The sequence below is a fragment of the Luteitalea sp. genome, from assembly GCF_044337415.1.
Classification (GTDB): Bacteria; Acidobacteriota; Vicinamibacteria; order Vicinamibacterales; family Vicinamibacteraceae; genus Luteitalea.
Window position 1 is genome coordinate 20,992 of record NZ_JBIINP010000015.1, and the last position, 16,071, is coordinate 37,062.

Annotated in this window: 14 protein-coding genes; 11 read left to right on the forward strand and 3 right to left on the reverse strand. The window is 70.5% G+C overall.

Features of this window, described 5'->3' with window-relative positions:
• Window positions 1–37: 37 nt before the first annotated feature.
• From ACIRDX_RS04675 to ACIRDX_RS04695, 5 genes are all read left to right on the forward strand, one after another.
• On the forward strand, window positions 38–2,164 hold the full coding sequence (locus tag ACIRDX_RS04675; RefSeq protein WP_396624239.1) for a TonB-dependent receptor plug domain-containing protein: 2,127 nt from the start codon (window positions 38–40) through the stop codon (window positions 2,162–2,164).
• Complete coding sequence (locus tag ACIRDX_RS04680) at window positions 2,161–2,691, forward strand: TlpA family protein disulfide reductase (RefSeq protein ID WP_396624240.1); 531 nt, start codon at window positions 2,161–2,163, stop codon at window positions 2,689–2,691. Before ACIRDX_RS04675 ends, ACIRDX_RS04680 begins: the two co-directional genes overlap by 4 nt.
• Window positions 2,688–3,734: a FeoA domain-containing protein gene (locus ACIRDX_RS04685; RefSeq protein ID WP_396624241.1), complete on the forward strand. Its 1,047-nt coding sequence runs from the start codon at window positions 2,688–2,690 to the stop codon at window positions 3,732–3,734. The genes ACIRDX_RS04680 and ACIRDX_RS04685 overlap by 4 nt, the downstream gene beginning before the upstream one ends.
• Window positions 3,731–4,546 carry a FeoB small GTPase domain-containing protein gene (locus ACIRDX_RS04690; protein ID WP_396624242.1) on the forward strand — a complete coding sequence of 272 codons (816 nt, stop codon included), beginning with the start codon at window positions 3,731–3,733 and terminating at the stop codon, window positions 4,544–4,546. The genes ACIRDX_RS04685 and ACIRDX_RS04690 overlap by 4 nt, the downstream gene beginning before the upstream one ends.
• A 139-nt stretch (window positions 4,547–4,685) precedes the next feature.
• A complete protein-coding gene (locus ACIRDX_RS04695) occupies window positions 4,686–6,104 on the forward strand; it encodes a nucleoside recognition domain-containing protein (RefSeq protein WP_396624243.1) in 1,419 nt (472 codons plus the stop codon).
• 86 nt (window positions 6,105–6,190) lie between these two features.
• On the opposite strand, the gene ACIRDX_RS04700 is transcribed toward ACIRDX_RS04695, so the two are convergent.
• Window positions 6,191–7,093, reverse strand: coding sequence for a DUF6454 family protein (locus ACIRDX_RS04700; RefSeq protein WP_396624244.1), 903 nt, complete (start codon window positions 7,091–7,093; stop codon window positions 6,191–6,193).
• A gap of 146 nt (window positions 7,094–7,239) precedes the next feature.
• On the opposite strand from ACIRDX_RS04700, the gene ACIRDX_RS04705 reads away from it, so the two are divergent.
• From ACIRDX_RS04705 to ACIRDX_RS04715, 3 genes are all read left to right on the forward strand, one after another.
• Window positions 7,240–7,830, forward strand: a complete 591-nt coding sequence (locus ACIRDX_RS04705; RefSeq protein WP_396624245.1) for a hypothetical protein — start codon at window positions 7,240–7,242, stop codon at window positions 7,828–7,830.
• A gap of 3 nt (window positions 7,831–7,833) precedes the next feature.
• Window positions 7,834–9,147 (forward strand): NTP/NDP exchange transporter, encoded by a 1,314-nt coding sequence (locus ACIRDX_RS04710; protein WP_396624246.1) that lies wholly within the window; start codon window positions 7,834–7,836, stop codon window positions 9,145–9,147.
• Between the two features lie 100 nt (window positions 9,148–9,247).
• Window positions 9,248–10,342: an NAD-dependent epimerase/dehydratase family protein gene (locus ACIRDX_RS04715; RefSeq protein WP_396624247.1), complete on the forward strand. Its 1,095-nt coding sequence runs from the start codon at window positions 9,248–9,250 to the stop codon at window positions 10,340–10,342.
• Between the two features lie 102 nt (window positions 10,343–10,444).
• Here ACIRDX_RS04715 and ACIRDX_RS04720 read toward each other — a convergent pair whose 3' ends face one another.
• The gene (locus ACIRDX_RS04720; protein WP_396624248.1) at window positions 10,445–12,166 is read right to left on the reverse strand and encodes a GMC oxidoreductase; all 1,722 of its coding nucleotides are present in this window, start codon (window positions 12,164–12,166) and stop codon (window positions 10,445–10,447) included.
• A 62-nt stretch (window positions 12,167–12,228) separates the two neighbouring features.
• Between ACIRDX_RS04720 and ACIRDX_RS04725 the strand changes: the two genes are divergently transcribed.
• Window positions 12,229–13,263 carry a c-type cytochrome gene (locus ACIRDX_RS04725; protein ID WP_396624249.1) on the forward strand — a complete coding sequence of 345 codons (1,035 nt, stop codon included), beginning with the start codon at window positions 12,229–12,231 and terminating at the stop codon, window positions 13,261–13,263.
• A 35-nt stretch (window positions 13,264–13,298) separates the two neighbouring features.
• On the opposite strand, the gene map is transcribed toward ACIRDX_RS04725, so the two are convergent.
• Entirely contained in the window at window positions 13,299–14,048 is a 750-nt protein-coding gene (gene map / locus ACIRDX_RS04730; RefSeq protein ID WP_396624250.1) for a type I methionyl aminopeptidase, read from the reverse strand.
• Between the two features lie 182 nt (window positions 14,049–14,230).
• Here map and ACIRDX_RS04735 point away from each other — a divergent pair, with 182 nt between their 5' ends.
• On the forward strand, window positions 14,231–15,139 hold the full coding sequence (locus tag ACIRDX_RS04735; protein ID WP_396624251.1) for a dihydrodipicolinate synthase family protein: 909 nt from the start codon (window positions 14,231–14,233) through the stop codon (window positions 15,137–15,139).
• Window positions 15,124–15,918 carry an SDR family oxidoreductase gene (locus ACIRDX_RS04740; RefSeq protein WP_396624252.1) on the forward strand — a complete coding sequence of 265 codons (795 nt, stop codon included), beginning with the start codon at window positions 15,124–15,126 and terminating at the stop codon, window positions 15,916–15,918. Before ACIRDX_RS04735 ends, ACIRDX_RS04740 begins: the two co-directional genes overlap by 16 nt.
• Window positions 15,919–16,071 lie beyond the last annotated feature (153 nt).

Here is a 16,071-nt window from a genome sequence, read left to right on the forward strand (position 1 = left end):
CGTCCTGGCCCTTGTGCCGCCCCCCGCCCCCTGCCCCATGCCCCTCGAGGTGCGGGATGCGGCCGGCATGGTGGTGCCCGGGGCGACGGTCGCGACGGCCAGGGGGCAGGTCATCGCCGTCACCGGTGCGGACGGCACGGCGTGCGTGGCACCGGCGCAACCGGTGCGCGTCGAGATGCCGGGCCTCGGCTCGGCCGACGTCGCGGCGACGGCCGGTCCGGTGTCGGTCGTGCTGGCCCCGGCGTTCAGCGCCGACGTGGAGGTCGCGGCGGAGCGGCGCGACGCCCGCCTGCGGGATGCCCCGGTGCGCACCGAGGTGGTCTCGCGCGAGTTCGTGGAGCAGGTGGGCGCGCGCACGCTGGCCGACGCGGTGGAGTACACGACCGGCGTTCGCGTGGAGAACAACTGCCAGAACTGCAACTTCTCCCAGGTGCGTTTGCTGGGGCTCGAAGGGCCGTACACGCAGATCCTCATCGACGGACAGCCGACGCTGTCGTCGCTGGCGCAGGTCTACGGCCTCGAGCAGATCCCCGCCCGCCTGATCGACCGCATCGAGGTCACCAAGGGCGGCGGCGCCGCGTTGCTCGGGCCAGGGTCGGTCGGCGGCGTCATCAACGTGGTCACCCGCGAACCCGCGACGCCCGGCTACCAGGTCGACACGACCGTGGGGACATCCGGCGGCGCACCGATGATGAGCACGTCGGGCGCACTGGACTGGGTGAGCGGCGACAAGCGGAGCCTGCTGACCGCCTACGGGCAGGCCGACCGCGTGTCCCCGGTCGATCTCACCGGCGACGGCTACACCGAGATCTCGCGGCGAGCCCTGGAGGCCGGTGGCGTCCGGGCGCACCGCGTGCTGCTCGACAGTCGGGCCCGACTGACCGTGGATGCCAGCGCCATGCACGAGGCGCGGCGCGGCGGCAACGCGCTCGACCTGCCGCCACATGAAGCCGACGTGGCCGAGGACATCGACACGCGGCGCGAGGCGGCGACGGTCACCTGGCTGCATGCGCCGACCGCGCGGAGCGACTACCGCGTGACGCTGTCGGCCGCCGACACGCGCCGCGACAGCTACTACGGCGTCGGCCGCGACCCGCTGGCCTATGGCGACACCCGGAGCCGTCTCGGCGTGGCCGATCTCCTGATCAACCGCTACGCCGCGCGCCACGTGGTGAGCGGCGGCGCCCAGATGACCCTGGAGCGGCTGCAGGACTCCCAGCCCGGCTACGGCCGCGCCCTCGACCTGCGGTACCAGCAGGTGGGCGCCTTCGTGCAGGACGAATGGACGTTCCGGCCGGGGTGGCAGCTGCTGACCGGCCTGCGGGTCGATCGTCACTCGGCGCTGCCGCGCGCACAGGTGCTGCCCCGGGCGGCGCTGCGCGCCTCGCCACGCCCCTTCCTCGACCTGCGGGTCTCCTACGCCCAGGGGATCCGCGCCCCCCAGGTGTTCGACGAAGACCTGCACATCGCCTCGGTCGGTGGCGAGGCGCGCGTCGTGCTGATCGACCCGTCGCTCCGGCCGGAACGATCCACGAACTGGATGGCAGGGGCCGAGTGGAAACCGACGCTCTGGGGCGGTCAGGCCCTGGTCGAGGCCAACGCCTTCCACACGCGGCTGCGCGACCAGTTCCACCTGCAGGAAGACGACCTGCCCGGCACGGATGTGCACGAGTTCCTGAAGGTGAACCTCGGCACGGCCACCGTGCGCGGCGTGGAGACCAACCTGGGCTGGGGGCGCGGCGACCACCTCGTGCTGCAGGGCGGCCTGGTGCTGCAGCGCAGCTCGTTCGGCCAGCCCGACCCCGACTTCGGCAGCACGCGCTTCTTCCGCACGCCCGACGTGTACGGCAACGCCTCGATCACCATCAGGGAGGTGCTGCCCGTGGAGGTGTTCGCTGGCCTGCGCTTCACCGGTCCGATGCTCGCGCCACACTTCGCCGGTGCGATCCCGGAGGACCGGCTCGAACGCACGCCGTCGTTCACCCAGGTGGACGTCTCCGTGTCGCGTCGCCTGACGACGACGGTGGCGCTGACGCTCGCGGTGCGCAACGTGACCAACGCCTACCAGCGGGACCTCGACCAGGGCCCGCTGCGCGACTCGGCGTACGTGTACGGACCACGCTTCCCGCGCACGGTGCAGCTGGCGCTGCGGGTGGGTCGATGACGACGAGGACGGGCCTGATCGCGCTGGGCCTGGCCGCCCTCCTCGGCACGGCGGCGGTCGCCGACACCGCGCCCTCGGCGCCCGCGCCCGCGACGGTCTCCGGCGGCGAGGCCTTTCCGGAGACGCTCCGGCTGGTGGACATCGACGGACGCCGGTGGACGGCCGCCGACCTGCGGGGCCGGGTGGTACTGGTGGACTTCTGGGCCACGTGGTGCGCGCCCTGCCTCGCCGATCTGCCACGATTGCAGCGGCTGCACGCGCGCTACGGCCGAACCGACCTGACCATTCTCGGCGTCAGCGTCGATCGGAGCGCGGCACGGGAGTTCCGGAGCTGGCTGCAGCGTCAAGGCATCGGCTGGCCGCAGGTGCGTGAGTCCGGTGGGTTCGAGGGTCCGCTGGCGCGCACGCTCGGCGTGCAGGCGGTACCCTCGACCTTCGTGTACGACAGGCAGGGCCGGCTCGAGGCAGCGCGGCTGAGCGGCGCGGCGCTCGAAGCGCGCGTCACGCGGTTGGTGGAGGCACGATGACGGGTCCGATGATCGGGTGGGTCGTGGTGGCCATGGTCCTGGTGGCGGCAGCGCTGTGGCCGCGGCACGGCGTGCTGGCGCGCGCGCGCCGGGGCGGGGCCAGCCGGCAGCAGGAACGCGGCGACAACGCCCTCAAGCACCTGTTGCAGGAGGCGCAGGCCGGACGCGCGGGCTCCTTCGCCTCGCTGAAGGGCACGCTCGGCCTCGGCGACCAGGCGTTGCTGCGCGTGATGGAAGGGTTGCGGGCTGGAGGCTTCACGGCATCCGAAGGCGGCCGCTTCCGGCTCACGCCTCTCGGCGAGCAGCGGGCCCGACACCTGGTGCGGGCGCATCGCCTGCTCGAGCGGTACCTGGCCGACGAGGCACGCCTGCCGCTGACCGACGTCCATCGCGTCGCAGAGCGGCTCGAGCATCGCCTGTCGGAGGCCGAGGCCGACCGCCTGTCGGCCTCCCTCGGTCATCCGGAGCGCGACCCGCACGGCGACCCGATTCCGTGGGCCGGTGAAGGCTCCGAGGATCCCGGCACGCCCATCACCGCCTGGCAGCCCGGCCAGGATGGACGGATCGCGCACCTCGAGGACGAACCCACGGCCACCTTCCGCGCCCTCGTCGCCCTCGGGCTGCAGCCTGGACAAGCCTTCCACGTGATCGACGCGACCGCCGACGCGTTGCACCTGCACGTCGAGGACCGCGACGTGACCCTCCCGCTCGAGCACGCGGGCAACGTGTTCGCGCAGCCCCTCGAAGCCGCGGCGCAGGAGACCACCGGCCTGCTGCGGCTGTCGACGCTGCCCCCCGGCCAGGATGGCGAGATCGTGTCGCTGTCGCCGACCTGCCAGGGCTTCACCCGTCGTCGTCTGCTCGACCTCGGCTTCACCCCGGGCACGCGCGTGCGCCCGGTCCTCGAGACGTTTGCCGGCGATCCGCGCGCCTTTCGCGTGCGCGGCACCACGATCGCCCTCCGACGCGATCAGTCGTCGGCGGTGATCGTGCGACGCACCACGACGGGCACCGGCCCGATCGCCCGGGAGGCACAGGCATGAGTGGACACGACTGCGAAAGCTGTCCGGTGGCCGCGGAACTGGCGCCGATGGGCGTGCAGCTCGGCGCCGTGGATCGGGTCATCGCGCTGGCAGGCAACCCCAACACGGGCAAGAGCACGCTGTTCAACGCGCTCACCGGGTTGCACCAGCACACCGGGAACTGGCCGGGCAAGACCGTGACCCGCGCCGAGGGCGGGTTTGCCTGGGCCGACGTCCGGTACAAGATCGTCGACCTGCCCGGGACGTATTCGCTGCTCTCGGCCTCGCAGGACGAGGAGGTCGCGCGCGACTTCATTCTGTTCGGCCAGCCGCACGCGGTGATCGTCGTCACCGACGCCAGCGCCCTCGAGCGCAACCTGAACCTGGCGCTGCAGGTGCTGGAGATCACCGACCGGGTGATCGTCGCGGTCAACCTCATGGACGAGGCCCGTCGCAAGGGCATCGACGTCGACACGCGCAGCCTGGCGCGCGACCTCGGCGTGCCCGTCGTGCCCATCGTGGCCCGGACCGGCGAGGGGCTGCAGGCGTTGCTGGCCGCGGTCGACGGGGTGTCGAGCGGCGCCACCGAGACGTCGCCGCTGCGCGTGACGGGCACACCGGAGTTCGAGCATGCGGTCCGCGAACTGATGACCCAGGTCGAGGCCGCGGCGCCCGGCGTGCCCAACAGCCGCTGGCTCGCCATCCGGTTGCTCGACGGTGACGCGCGGGTCGAGGAGGCGCTGCGCACGGGCGAACTGGCACGACTGGTGTCGCGCCAGCAGCAGCGCGACGCCAGGTTCAGCCGGCAGATCGCCCTGCAGGGCGCGCAATAGGCCCAGGGCTCAGGGCTCGAGGCTCAGGGCTCAGGGCTGGGTGTAGCCGTCGGGCTTGCCCGACGGTCAGGAGTGACGTCGCCCGTTGGCTGGCAGGCACGTCGACTCGGTAGGCACGATCGAAGACGAAGACACGACCATGAGCGAGACCATCGACCGTACGCCGCCCAGTCCCGACGAGGTGCTGGCGCGGGCGCGCGAGTTGCGCCGGCAACTCAGCGGCGGATTCCGCGAGGAGGCCGTGAAGTCGCTCTACGCCGAGGCCGAGCGCGTGGCGCGGCGCGCCGTCTCGCAGGACGGCGACACCGGCGCCCTCGCCTTCGAGCAGCGCATCGATCGGCTGGTGACCTCGCCGTGGCTGGGCCTGCCCATCATGCTGGTGCTGCTGGCGATCGTGTTCTGGCTGACCATCGCCGGCGCCAACGTGCCCTCGGCGCTGCTGGCGCAAGCCCTGTTCTGGGTGGAGGATCAGGCCGTTGCGCTGTTCGACGCGGCGGGCGTGCCGTGGTGGATCACCGGGTTCGTGTGGCACGGGGTGTACCGCGGGCTGGCCTGGGTCGTGAGCGTGATGCTGCCGCCCATGGCGATCTTCTTCCCGCTGTTCACCGTGTTCGAGGACCTCGGCTACCTGCCGCGCGTGGCGTTCAACCTCGACTTCCTGTTCCGGCGCGCCGGCGCCCATGGCAAGCAGGCGCTGACCATGGCCATGGGCTTCGGCTGCAACGCGGCCGGCGTCATCGCCACACGCATCATCGACTCGCCGCGCGAGCGGCTGGTCGCGATCCTCACCAACAACTTCGTGCCGTGCAACGGGCGCTTCCCCACCCTGATCATGCTCGGCACCATCTTCGTGGGCGCGTCGTTCGCGCCGGCCTTCGCCTCGGTGGCAGCCGCAGCCGCCGTGGTCGGCGTGGTCATCCTCGGCATCGGCTTCACGCTGCTGATGTCGTGGCTGCTGTCGCGCACGATCCTGCGCGGCGAGGCCTCGGCCTTCACGCTGGAGCTGCCGCCGTATCGCCGCCCCGACATCGGCCGCATCTTCTACACGTCGCTCATCGACCGCACCCTGTTCGTGCTGTATCGCGCCATGTGGACGGCTGCGCCCGCCGGTGCCGTCATCTGGCTGCTGGCCAACATCTACTGGGGCGACCGCACGCTGGCGGCCATCACTGCGTCCTGGCTCGACCCGCTCGGTCGTGCCATCGGCCTCGACGGCGTGATCCTGCTCACGTACATCATCGCGATCCCCGCCAACGAGATCGTCGTGCCCACCCTGGTGATGGCCTACATGGGCGCCGGGATGATGACCGAGATGGAAGGCCTCGCAGACCTGAAGCGCCTCCTGGTCGATCAGCAGGGCTGGACGACCCTCACCGCGGTCAACCTGATGCTGTTCTCGCTGTTGCACAACCCGTGTGCGACGACCATCGTGACGATCTACAAGGAAACGCTCAGCACGAAGTGGGCTGCCGTCGGCGCCTTGCTCCCGCTCGGCACCGCCTTCCTCGTGTGCTTCCTCACCGCCACCGTCGCGCGGGCGCTGGGCTGGGGGATATAGGCTCAGGGCTCAAGGCTCAGGGGCTCAAAAAGCATCCTGCCTGCCAGCAGGCTTTCTGAGCCTTGAGCCCTGAGCCTTGAGCCTGCCTACGGTGTCGGCTTCTTCTTGAACAGCGACGTCTCCGGCTCGGTGGTCGAGACCGGCGGCGCCGGCACGGCCTCGACAGCCGCGGGCCCCACCCACTCGTGGACGAACACCCGGGTGGGGTCGTCCTCGGGCATCAGCAGGACGTGCTTGCCGGCCACGGCGATGCCCTCGTGCGTGAGCACCACACCGCGGTCGGTGGCGCCGACGACGATGCGTTCGCGCAGGTCGAGGGTGGGCCACTCAAGGAGATCGATGACGCCCTGGTCGCCGAGGAGTCCCCCCGCCAGGAGGGTGTCGCCCATCCACTGCAGGTCCTGGTAACGCGCCGACCCGTCGTGCTCCACGACGCGCACCTGCCGTCCCTCGAAGCTCCACTCGTAGAAAAGCCGCGCGTCCCAGTTGCACCCGATGAGCGACGAGGGCGTCGGGGCCACGGCCCCCACGTGGTCGGCCACCGGAAAGCTGGCACGCAGCGCGAGCGTAGCGGCGTCGCGTGCCTGCACCACGCTGGTCGACGACCGGCGGTACTCCGCCACCGGGAGCCACAGCGTGTCGCCAAGGCGCTTGAGGCCACCCGGATGGTAGCGCTGGCCGTCCTGCACCTCCTGCCGCTGCAGGAGGCTGCCGTCGCCCGCGCGGAACGACGCGAGCAGGCCTTTCTGCTCCTTCCGCAGCACGGACGTCACGTACCAGGTGGTGCCGTCGGGACTGGCGGTGATGCCCTGGGGGTGGTCCAGGGTGGCCGCGAGCGGCACGACCCGAGCCCGCGCGCCGAGGGTGCCGGAGCGCACCGACACCTGCCCGCCGTGGGCGCGCACCGGATGGGTCAGGAGGGCCGGCGCGGCCAGGCCGGCGGCGGCCAGGAACGCACGGCGGGAGGGGACGCGGACGGGATCGGGCATGCCCGCAGCGTGGACCGGCGGGGGCCCGCCGCGCAAGCCCCCGATGTGTCTTGCGGATCCCGCAGCCCGGTGGCAGACTCACGACGTTGACCTCACCCCTCGCGTCCCAACGGCCGCGGTCGGGTCGCGCGTCGCGCCCCCCCGAAGTGCCGGTGCCGTTCCGGTACCAGTTCAGCGAGGCCGACTGCGTCCCCACCACGTTCCTCAACGGCATCGCCCGGCTGTTCGGCCGCGGCGAGATCCCGCCGCTGGTCATCCAACGCGTCTACACCTACACGCTCAACGGGGTCAGCCGCAGCAACACGCTCGGTGACGGCACGGACGAATGGGGCATCCGCGTGACCTCGGAGTGGCTCGGGTCGTACCGCGAGGGCAAGTTCGCGGTGAAGACCGAGTACCTGCGCGGCACCGAGGTACACGTGCGCCGCGGGAATCAGCTCGTCGGCTGCCTGAACACCGGCGGCGTCGCGCTGTGCAACATGCACATCGGCGGCGGCGTGTGGCACTACGTGATGGCCCTCAAGTCGGACCCGGACGGCCTGTCGTTCTTCGACCCGTATTTCCAGCGCACCGTGAAGGGCCTCAACGGCGAGGCGCAGCGGCTCCACGACGATCCGGACGGCGCGAACCTGTGGGTGGCGCGCGACTGGCTCGACACCTACAGCAACCGCAAGCGCTACTGCTTCGGCACGATTCGCAATCGCGAGGCCGTGCTCCTCTGGCGCCGCAAGCGCTGATCGATGCCCGCCTCGCCATCCACGAGCATCCCCGCCTCGCGCCTGGCCCTCCTCACGGGCGTGACGCGTGAAGAGCGGCCGGCACTCGCCTGGAGCTTCTTCTACTTCTTCTCACTGCTGTGCGCGTATGGCCTGTTGCGGCCCCTGCGCGAGGAGATGGGCGTCAGGCACGGCGTCAACAAGCTGCAGTGGCTGTTCAGCGGCACCTTCGCCTGCATGCTGCTGGCGCAGCCGCTGTACGGTGCGCTCGTGTCGCGCTTCGAGCGCCGCATCTTCCTGCCGGTGGTTTACGGCTTCTTCATCGCCTGCCTGCTGGGCTTCTACGTCGTCTTCCGCCTCGACCGCGGCATGACCGTGGCGGTGCCGGCGTTCTTCATCTGGGTCAGCGTCTTCAACCTGTTCGTGGTGTCGGTGTTCTGGAGCTTCATGTCCGACATCTTCACCTCCGAGGAGGCCAAGCGGCTGTACGGCATCATCGCCGCCGGCGGCACGTGCGGCGCGCTGGCCGGGCCGGCACTCACGGCGCTGCTCGTGCAGCGGGTGGGCGTGCCACAGCTGATGCTCATCTCCGCGCTGCTGCTCGTGGGCGCGCTGGTCGCCATCGTCCGCCTGCTCCCCTGGGCGACGCAGCGGCGCGGCGCAGACACGGCCATCGGCGGCACCGTGCTCGCGGGCGCACGCCTGGTGGCGGGGTCGCCGTTCCTGCGCGCCATCGCGGGACTCCTGCTGCTCTACGTCACCGTCAACACGATCCTCTACTACCAGCAGGCGGCGGTCGTCGCGGCGGCCTTCACCGACTCGGCGGCGCGGGCGGCCTACTTCGCGCGGATCGACTTCGCCGTCAACGCGCTGACCGTCGTCACGCAGGTGGTCGTGACCCGTGTGCTGCTCACGCGGTTCGGCGTGACCCCGTTGCTGATGCTGTCGCCGTTGCTGGTGGCGGCGGGCTTCGCGTGGCTGGCGTCGGCGCCAGGCCCCCTGCTGCTGGCCGGTATCCAGATCGTCCACCGCGCCGGCAACTTCTCGCTGATCGCGCCGGCCCGCGAGAGCCTCTTCACGCGCGTCGATCGCGAGAGCCGGTACAAGGCCAAGGCGTTCATCGACACCGCGATCTATCGTGGCGGCGATCTGGTGGTGGGCTGGTGCATGGCGGTGGTGACGTCCATGAAGCTGCCGCTCGGCCAGGTGGCCCTCATCGGCCTGGTCGTCGCCTGCGTGTGGGCGCTCCTCGGCTGGCGCGTCGGCCGCACGCACGATGCGCATCTCGCGGCCGCCGCACCGCCGTCCACGTCATCAGCACGCCCGGTCGTGTCGTAACGATTGCGGCGGGTAGCGGGTAGCGGGTATCGGGTAGCGGGTACGCCGCGACCCGCACCCGGAACCCGGTACCCGGTACCCGATTCCTGAGCCTGACACCATGCCCCACACCCGACGCTCGTTCCTCGCCTCGTCTCTCGCCGCCACCGCCGCTGCCGCGCTGCCGGGCCGCGTCCAGGCCGCCGCGCCGCTGAAGGTGCTGATCATCGGCGGGACCGGATTCCTGGGGCCGCACGTCGTGCGGCGCCTGCAGGAGCGCGGCCACACGGTCACGCTCTTCAATCGCGGCCGCACGAATCCGCAGCTGTTTCCCGACGTCGAGAAGCTCCGCGGCGACCGCAAGACGGACCTGAAGGCGCTCGAGGGCCGCAAGTGGGACGCTGTGCTCGACCCGTCCGCGTACATTCCGGCCGACGTCACGGCGAGCGCGACGTTGCTGGCGCCCAACGTGCGCCACTACCTGCTGGTCTCGACGATCTCGGTCTACGCGGCCCTCGACAAGCCTGGGCTCGACGAGTCGGCGCCCCTGGCGACGCTGAAGGATCCGACCGTGACGCAGGTCACCGGCGAGACCTACGGCGGACTGAAGGTGCTGTGCGAGCAGGCCGCCGAGAAGGCGATGCCTGGCCGCACCACCGTCATCCGTCCCGGCCTGATCGTGGGCCCTGGCGACACGACCGACCGCTTCACCTACTGGCCCGTACGCGTCGCGCGCGGCGGCGAGGTGCTCGCCCCCAACACGCCGACCGACTTCGTGCAGTGCATCGACGTGCGCGACCTCGCCAACTTCGTCGTGCACTGCCTCGAGGGCACCGTGACGGGCATCTACAACGCCGATGCCCCGCAGGGGAGCCTGACCATCGGGCGGTTGCTCGACACCTGCAAGCAGGTCTCGAAGTCCAACGCGTCGTTCGTGTGGCTGCCGAAGGACTTCATGGAGGCGCAGAAGGTGCGTCCATGGAGCGACATGCCGGTATGGCTGCCCGCCGAGGGTGAGACGGCCGGCGAGGGGCAGGTGAGCGTGAAGGCGGCCATGGCCAAGGGCCTCACCCATCGCCCGCTGGCCGAGACCGTGCGCGACACGCTGGCCTACGTCGAGACGTGGCCGGCAGAGCGAAAGGCCAAGCTCAAGGCCGGGCTCTCGCCCGAACGCGAGGCCGAGGTGCTGGCCATCTGGAAGAAGCGCGCAATTTGAAATTGGACATTCGAAACTCCGGGCGGCTCGGCCTTTGGCCTTCGCTCGCTCGCGATATCTCGAGGCGCGTGACCGAAGGTCGGCGCCCGGAAATTTCGAATGTCAAATTTCCAATTGCTTCAGTCGTGTCAGCAGGTAGTCACACGACCGCACCGTGAGCGCCATCATCGTGAGCGTGGGATTCACGTAGCCCACGCTCGGCATGCTGGCCCCGTCCACGACGAACAGGTTCTTCACGTCGTGCGTCTGCTGGAACTGGTTGAGCACCGAGGTCTTCGGATCGGCGCCCATGCGGGCGATGCCGACCTCGTGGCTGGCCCAGCGCGGTGCCCAGGTGATGCGGATGTCGGTCCCGCCCGACGCTTCGAGCATCTCGGCGGCCTGCTCCGCGCCGTCGCGCATCATCGCCTGATCGCTGTCGGACATCCGCATGTCGATCCGCACGACGGGAATGCCGTAGGCGTCGACCACGTGCGGGTCGATCGTGACGCGGTTCCGTGCATCGGGCACCGGCTCGCCGAACCCCTGCAATGACACCGTGGTGCGCCCGCTCTCGCGCACGGCACGCACGTAGTCTTCGCCGAATCCGGGCTGGCCCGTCTGGATATCGGTCGAGCCACCGCCCTGAAAGCCGTAGCCGCGCGTGAAGCGCGCATCGGCGGGCTGCCCCGGCAGGTTACGGAAGCGCGCCACGAACAGGCCCGTCGGCTTGCGAGGCGCGTTGACGTCGGCCTTGCGGTTGAACGCCGGGAACGTCGCGGTCGCCCCGAACCCCGTGAAGTGCGACAGCAGGTACTGCCCCAGCACACCGCTCGAGTTGGCCAGCCCTGCCGGATCCTGGGCCGTCGCCGAATTGAACAGCAGGCGCACCGACTCGAATGCTTGCGCCGCCAGCACGACGACGCGGCCGTGCACTTCGTGGTGCGCACGCGTGGGCCGGTCGACGTAGCGGATGCCGGTCGCCTTGCGCGTCGCCGGGTCCATCAGCACCTGCGCCGCCATGGCGTGCGTCACGACGCGGCACCGCCCCGTCTTCTCCGCATCCAGCATCGTCGTGTACGCGGCGTTGAAGTAGGAGAAGGTCGCGCACCCCCGCTCGCACGGGCCGCACATGTGGCACTTCGGGCGTCCGTTGATCGACTCCGTGAGGTTGGCCGTGCGCCCCTGCGTGGCGGTGCGCGCCAGACGGCCCTTGATCGTGTCGCGCACGTGCGACTCGACGCACGAGAATCCCATCGGCGGCTGCAGTTGCTGGTCGGGCAACTGCGGCACACCCTCGTTGATGCCCGTGATGCCGACGTAGCGTTCGACCAGGTCGTACCACGGCGCGAGATCGGCGTACGACAACGGCCAGTCGATGCCGAACCCGTCGCGCGACGCCGCGCGAAAGTCGATGTCGCTGTAGCGGTAGCTCTGACGGCCCCACACGTGCGTGCGGCCGCCGACGACGCGGGTGCGCCCCACCCAGGGGAAGGGCTGCCCGGGCGCCGTCGTGTAGGGCTCGTCGATGTCGTTGACGTGCCAGTCGGCATTCCACTCGGTGCAGGCGTAGCCCGCGGCCTGCTGGGGGCGTGTCCTGGCGATCTCGGCCTTGGTGCGGGCGCGTAGCGGCAGCGCGTGCGCCGGGATGTGCTCGCGGAAATCCTCGGGCCCGAACGGGCGGCCGGCGTCGAGGACCACGACCTGGAGCCCCGCTTCGGCGAGGCGCTTGGCCGCCCACCCTCCAGTGGCTCCCGCGCCGACGATCACCACGTCGGCCGGATTGGCCTTCGTGCCCACCGGGCGACTCCCGACGCCCGACTCCCGACTTCCGACCTGCGCCATATCCCTGCATCGTACCGCCGTCGGTGCGATACGCTCTCCGACCGAGCGAGAGGAACAGGCCCATGCGAACACGCGTCATCGTCGTCACCATCGGAGCGCTTGCCGCGCTGTGGGCATCGGGAGGCGTACGGGCGCAACGGCAGATGCCCCCGGCCTGGCCCTACGCCCAGCCACAACTGCCGCCAGGTGTGGTCCCTGACCAGGTGCCGGCGCAGGTGACGCCGCCGTACCGCCCGCCGACGCCGCCAGACCCGAGTGCACCGCCGCCCGAGCTGCTGCAGGCCAACGGGTCGACACTGCGATTCACGCAGCAACAGGTCAGCAACAGCTACGGCCCCGCGGACTGGTTTCCCGAGAGTCACGCACCGATGCCCGACATCGTGGCGAAGGGCAAACCGCCCGGAGCGCGCGCGTGCGGGTTGTGCCACCTGCCTGACGGACGCGGGCGCCCAGAGAATGCGCCGGTCCAGGGCCTGCCGCGCGACTACATCGTGCAGCAGTTGCGCGACTTCCAGCAGGGCTTGCGACACAGCGCGGATCCGCGCAAGGCCAACACGGGGGAGATGGAGAACGCCGCCAAGGCGATGACCGACGCGGAGATCCAGCAAGTGGCGCGCTACTTCTCGTCGATCAAGGTGCCGAAGTACATCCGCGTCGTCGAGACCGCGATGACCCCGGCCATGAAGATTCAGGGCGAGATCTACTTCCCGATCGGTGATGGCCTCCAGGAGCCGATCGGCACGCGGATCATCGAGACGCCGGAGGATGTGGCGCAGACGAGACTGCGCAATCCGCGATCGGGCTTCATCGCCTATGCGCCCATTGGCAGCGTGAAGCGTGGTGAGGCCCTGGCGACCACCGGTGGCGGCGGCAGGACCACGGCGTGCGCGGTCTGCCATGGTCCTGGCCTCAAGGGTCTCGGCCTGGTGCCCAATCTCGCCGGCCGCTCACCGAGTTACCTGGCCCGGCAGATGTACGACATCAAGCTCGGCACGCGCAGGGGCGCGATGGCCGCGTTGATGGTGCCAGTGGTGGCCAACCTCACCGACAGCGAGATGGTCGACATCATCGCCTACGTGTCGTCACTCGAACCGTAGGGCAGGCCCCCGCGAGCGGGCCGTGTGTGGCCCCGTTACGCAGCGAGCGCCGTCAGAATCTCGGCGCCGTTGGCGGTGACGATGATGGTGTGTTCCCAGTGCGCGGCCCAGCCGCCGTCGCGGGTGGAGAGGGTCCACTTGTCGGACGCAAGACGGATGGCGCCCGAGCGTTCCGCCACCAGCGGCTCGACGGCGATCACGAGCCCCTCGGTCAGCAGCGGCGACCGGCCACCGGGATCGTAGTTGGGCACCTCGGGCGGCTCGTGGATGGTGCGTCCCACGCCGTGGCCGGTGAGGTCGCGGATGACGGAGAAGCCATCGCGCCGGACATGGCGGTCGATCAGCGCACCGAGCGCGTGGACCGGCAGCCCAGGCCGGACCTCGGCGAGGGCGGCCATCAGCGCCCGCTCCGCCGACCGCGCCAGCCGGCGCCCCCGTGAGGTCGACGGCTCGACGGCCACCGAGATCGCGCCGTCGGCGACGAAGCCGTCGACCAGCGGCGTGACGTCGATCTTCACCAGATCCCCAGCCCGCAGGGGCGTGCGGCTGGGCAGCCCGTGGACCACGGCGTCGTTCACGCTCACGAACGCCGCGCAGGGCGCCCCGTAGACGACCATCGGCGCCGCGCGGGCCCCGAGCGCGCGCAGCGTGGAGGCTCCCACCGCCTCGATGTCGGCCGGCGTCGCCCCGACGACCGTCGCCTCCTTCATGGCGGCCAGAGCCCTGGCCACGACCTGCCCCGCGCGACGCATCCCGACGAGCTCGTCTGTGGTGGTGATGGACATGGGGCAGGGTACAACAGCCGGGGGCGGGTTACGGGAAGCGGGTCACGGGGAGCGCAGTTCGCTGTTCCGGCGATCCGCTCCCCGATACCCGCTCCCCGATACCCGATACCCGATACCCGTATTCTGATACCGTCATCCCGCTCGCGCATTGGGGCGCGACCGCCTATTCGGAGACGCCGATCGTGAAGGGTGTGTTCTCGGTACTCGCTACCCCATTTCGCAACGGGGGCGAGGTGGACGTGGAGAGCCTGCGGCGCTACGTCGAGCATTTCATCGGGGCCGGAGTCACCGGCTTCACCGCCCTCGGTGTGTTGGGTGAGGCGGCCCGGTTGACCGAACGCGAGCGTGCGCTGGTGCTCGACACGGTGCTCACGCAGGTGAACGGGCGGGTGCCGGTCGTGGTCGGCACCACCACGGAAGGCCTGCATACCTGCCTGGAACTGAGCCGCGCGGCACAGACGGCGGGAGCGACGGCGGTGATGGTCAGCCCGCCGCGCGCGCCGAAGCTGAACTCGGCCAGTGTCAAGGCGCACTTTGCCGCCCTCGCGGACGCCCTCACGATCCCCATCGTCATCCAGGACTTCCCGCCGGTGTCGGGCTTCGCGATGGAAGCATCGCTGCTCGTGCAGATCGCGCGAGACATCCCCGCCGCCCGCACGATCAAGCTCGAGGATCCGCCGACGCCGCTCAAGACCGCGCGCCTGCTCGAGGCCGCCGGCGACGTGCCGCTGACGATCTTCGGCGGGCTCGGCGGCGTCTACCTGCTCGAGGAGTTGATGGCGGGCTCTGCCGGCGCCATGACCGGCTTTGCCTATCCCGAGATCCTCGTCGGCATCGTCAGCAAGTGGCACGCGGGTGACCACGCGGGCGCGGCCGACCTGTTCTACAAGACCGTGCCGCTGATGCGCCTCGAGTTCCAGGAAGGCATCGGGATGGCGGTGCGGAAGGAAGTGCTCAAGCGGCGTGGCCTCATCACCGATGCGGCGACGCGCGCGCCCGGCGCCACGCTCGACGCCGGCACCAAGGCCGCACTCGATCAGTTGATCGCCTGGACGGCGGCACAGGAAGGACTCGCATGGATCTCGGCCTGACGGGCAAGGTGGCGATGGTCGGCGGCGCGAGCCGCGGGCTCGGATTCGCCGTGGCGAAGGCGCTGGTGGCCGAAGGCGCGCAGGTGTCGATTGCCTCGCGCGACGCGGCGCGCATCGACGCGGCAGCAGAGGCCCTTCGCGCGGCGACGCCTGGCGCGCAGGTGCTGGCGGTGCCCGGCGACCTCCGCACGGCAGCCGACATCACCACGTGGCACGACGCAACGATGGAGCGCTTCGGCGGGGTGGACCTGCTCTTCGTGAACACGGGCGGTCCGCCCCCGGGCCCGTCCTTGTCATTCGACGACGCGGCGTGGCAGGGCGCGGTCGACCTGTTGCTGCTCAGCGCGGTGCGGATGGTGCGCCTCGCGGTCCCCGTGATGGCGGCGCGCGGTGGCGGCAGCATCCTGATGACCACGTCGTCGGCGGTGCTCGAGCCGATTCCGAACCTCGCGCTCTCGAACGTCGTGCGCGCCAGCGTGGCCGCGCTCGTGAAGACCCTGTCCAACGAGCTCGCGCCGCAGAAGATCCGCGTCAACAACCTCGTGCCCGGCCGCATCGACACCGACCGCGTGCGCGAGCTCGACGAGGGCCGCGCCAAGGCGTCCAACATCGACCTGCCGGAGCAGCGTCGCCGCATGGAGGCCAGCATCCCGCTCGGTCGCTATGGCGCGCCAGACGAGTTCGGCAAGGCGGCGGCGTTCCTGCTGTCGGATGCGTCGGCCTACACCACCGGCGCCTTCCTGCAGATCGACGGCGGCATGATCAAGGGCGTCTGGTAGCAGGCAGGGCGCTGGTTCACCCCGCCCTGCAATTCACAATTCAGAGTTCAGAATGAAGGCCAGCTTGGCCCGGGCGATGTGCCCTTCATTCTGAATTCTGAATTCCGAGTTCAGGCTGCTGGTCGTCGAGCAGCCTGATGGAGGACATTGTCG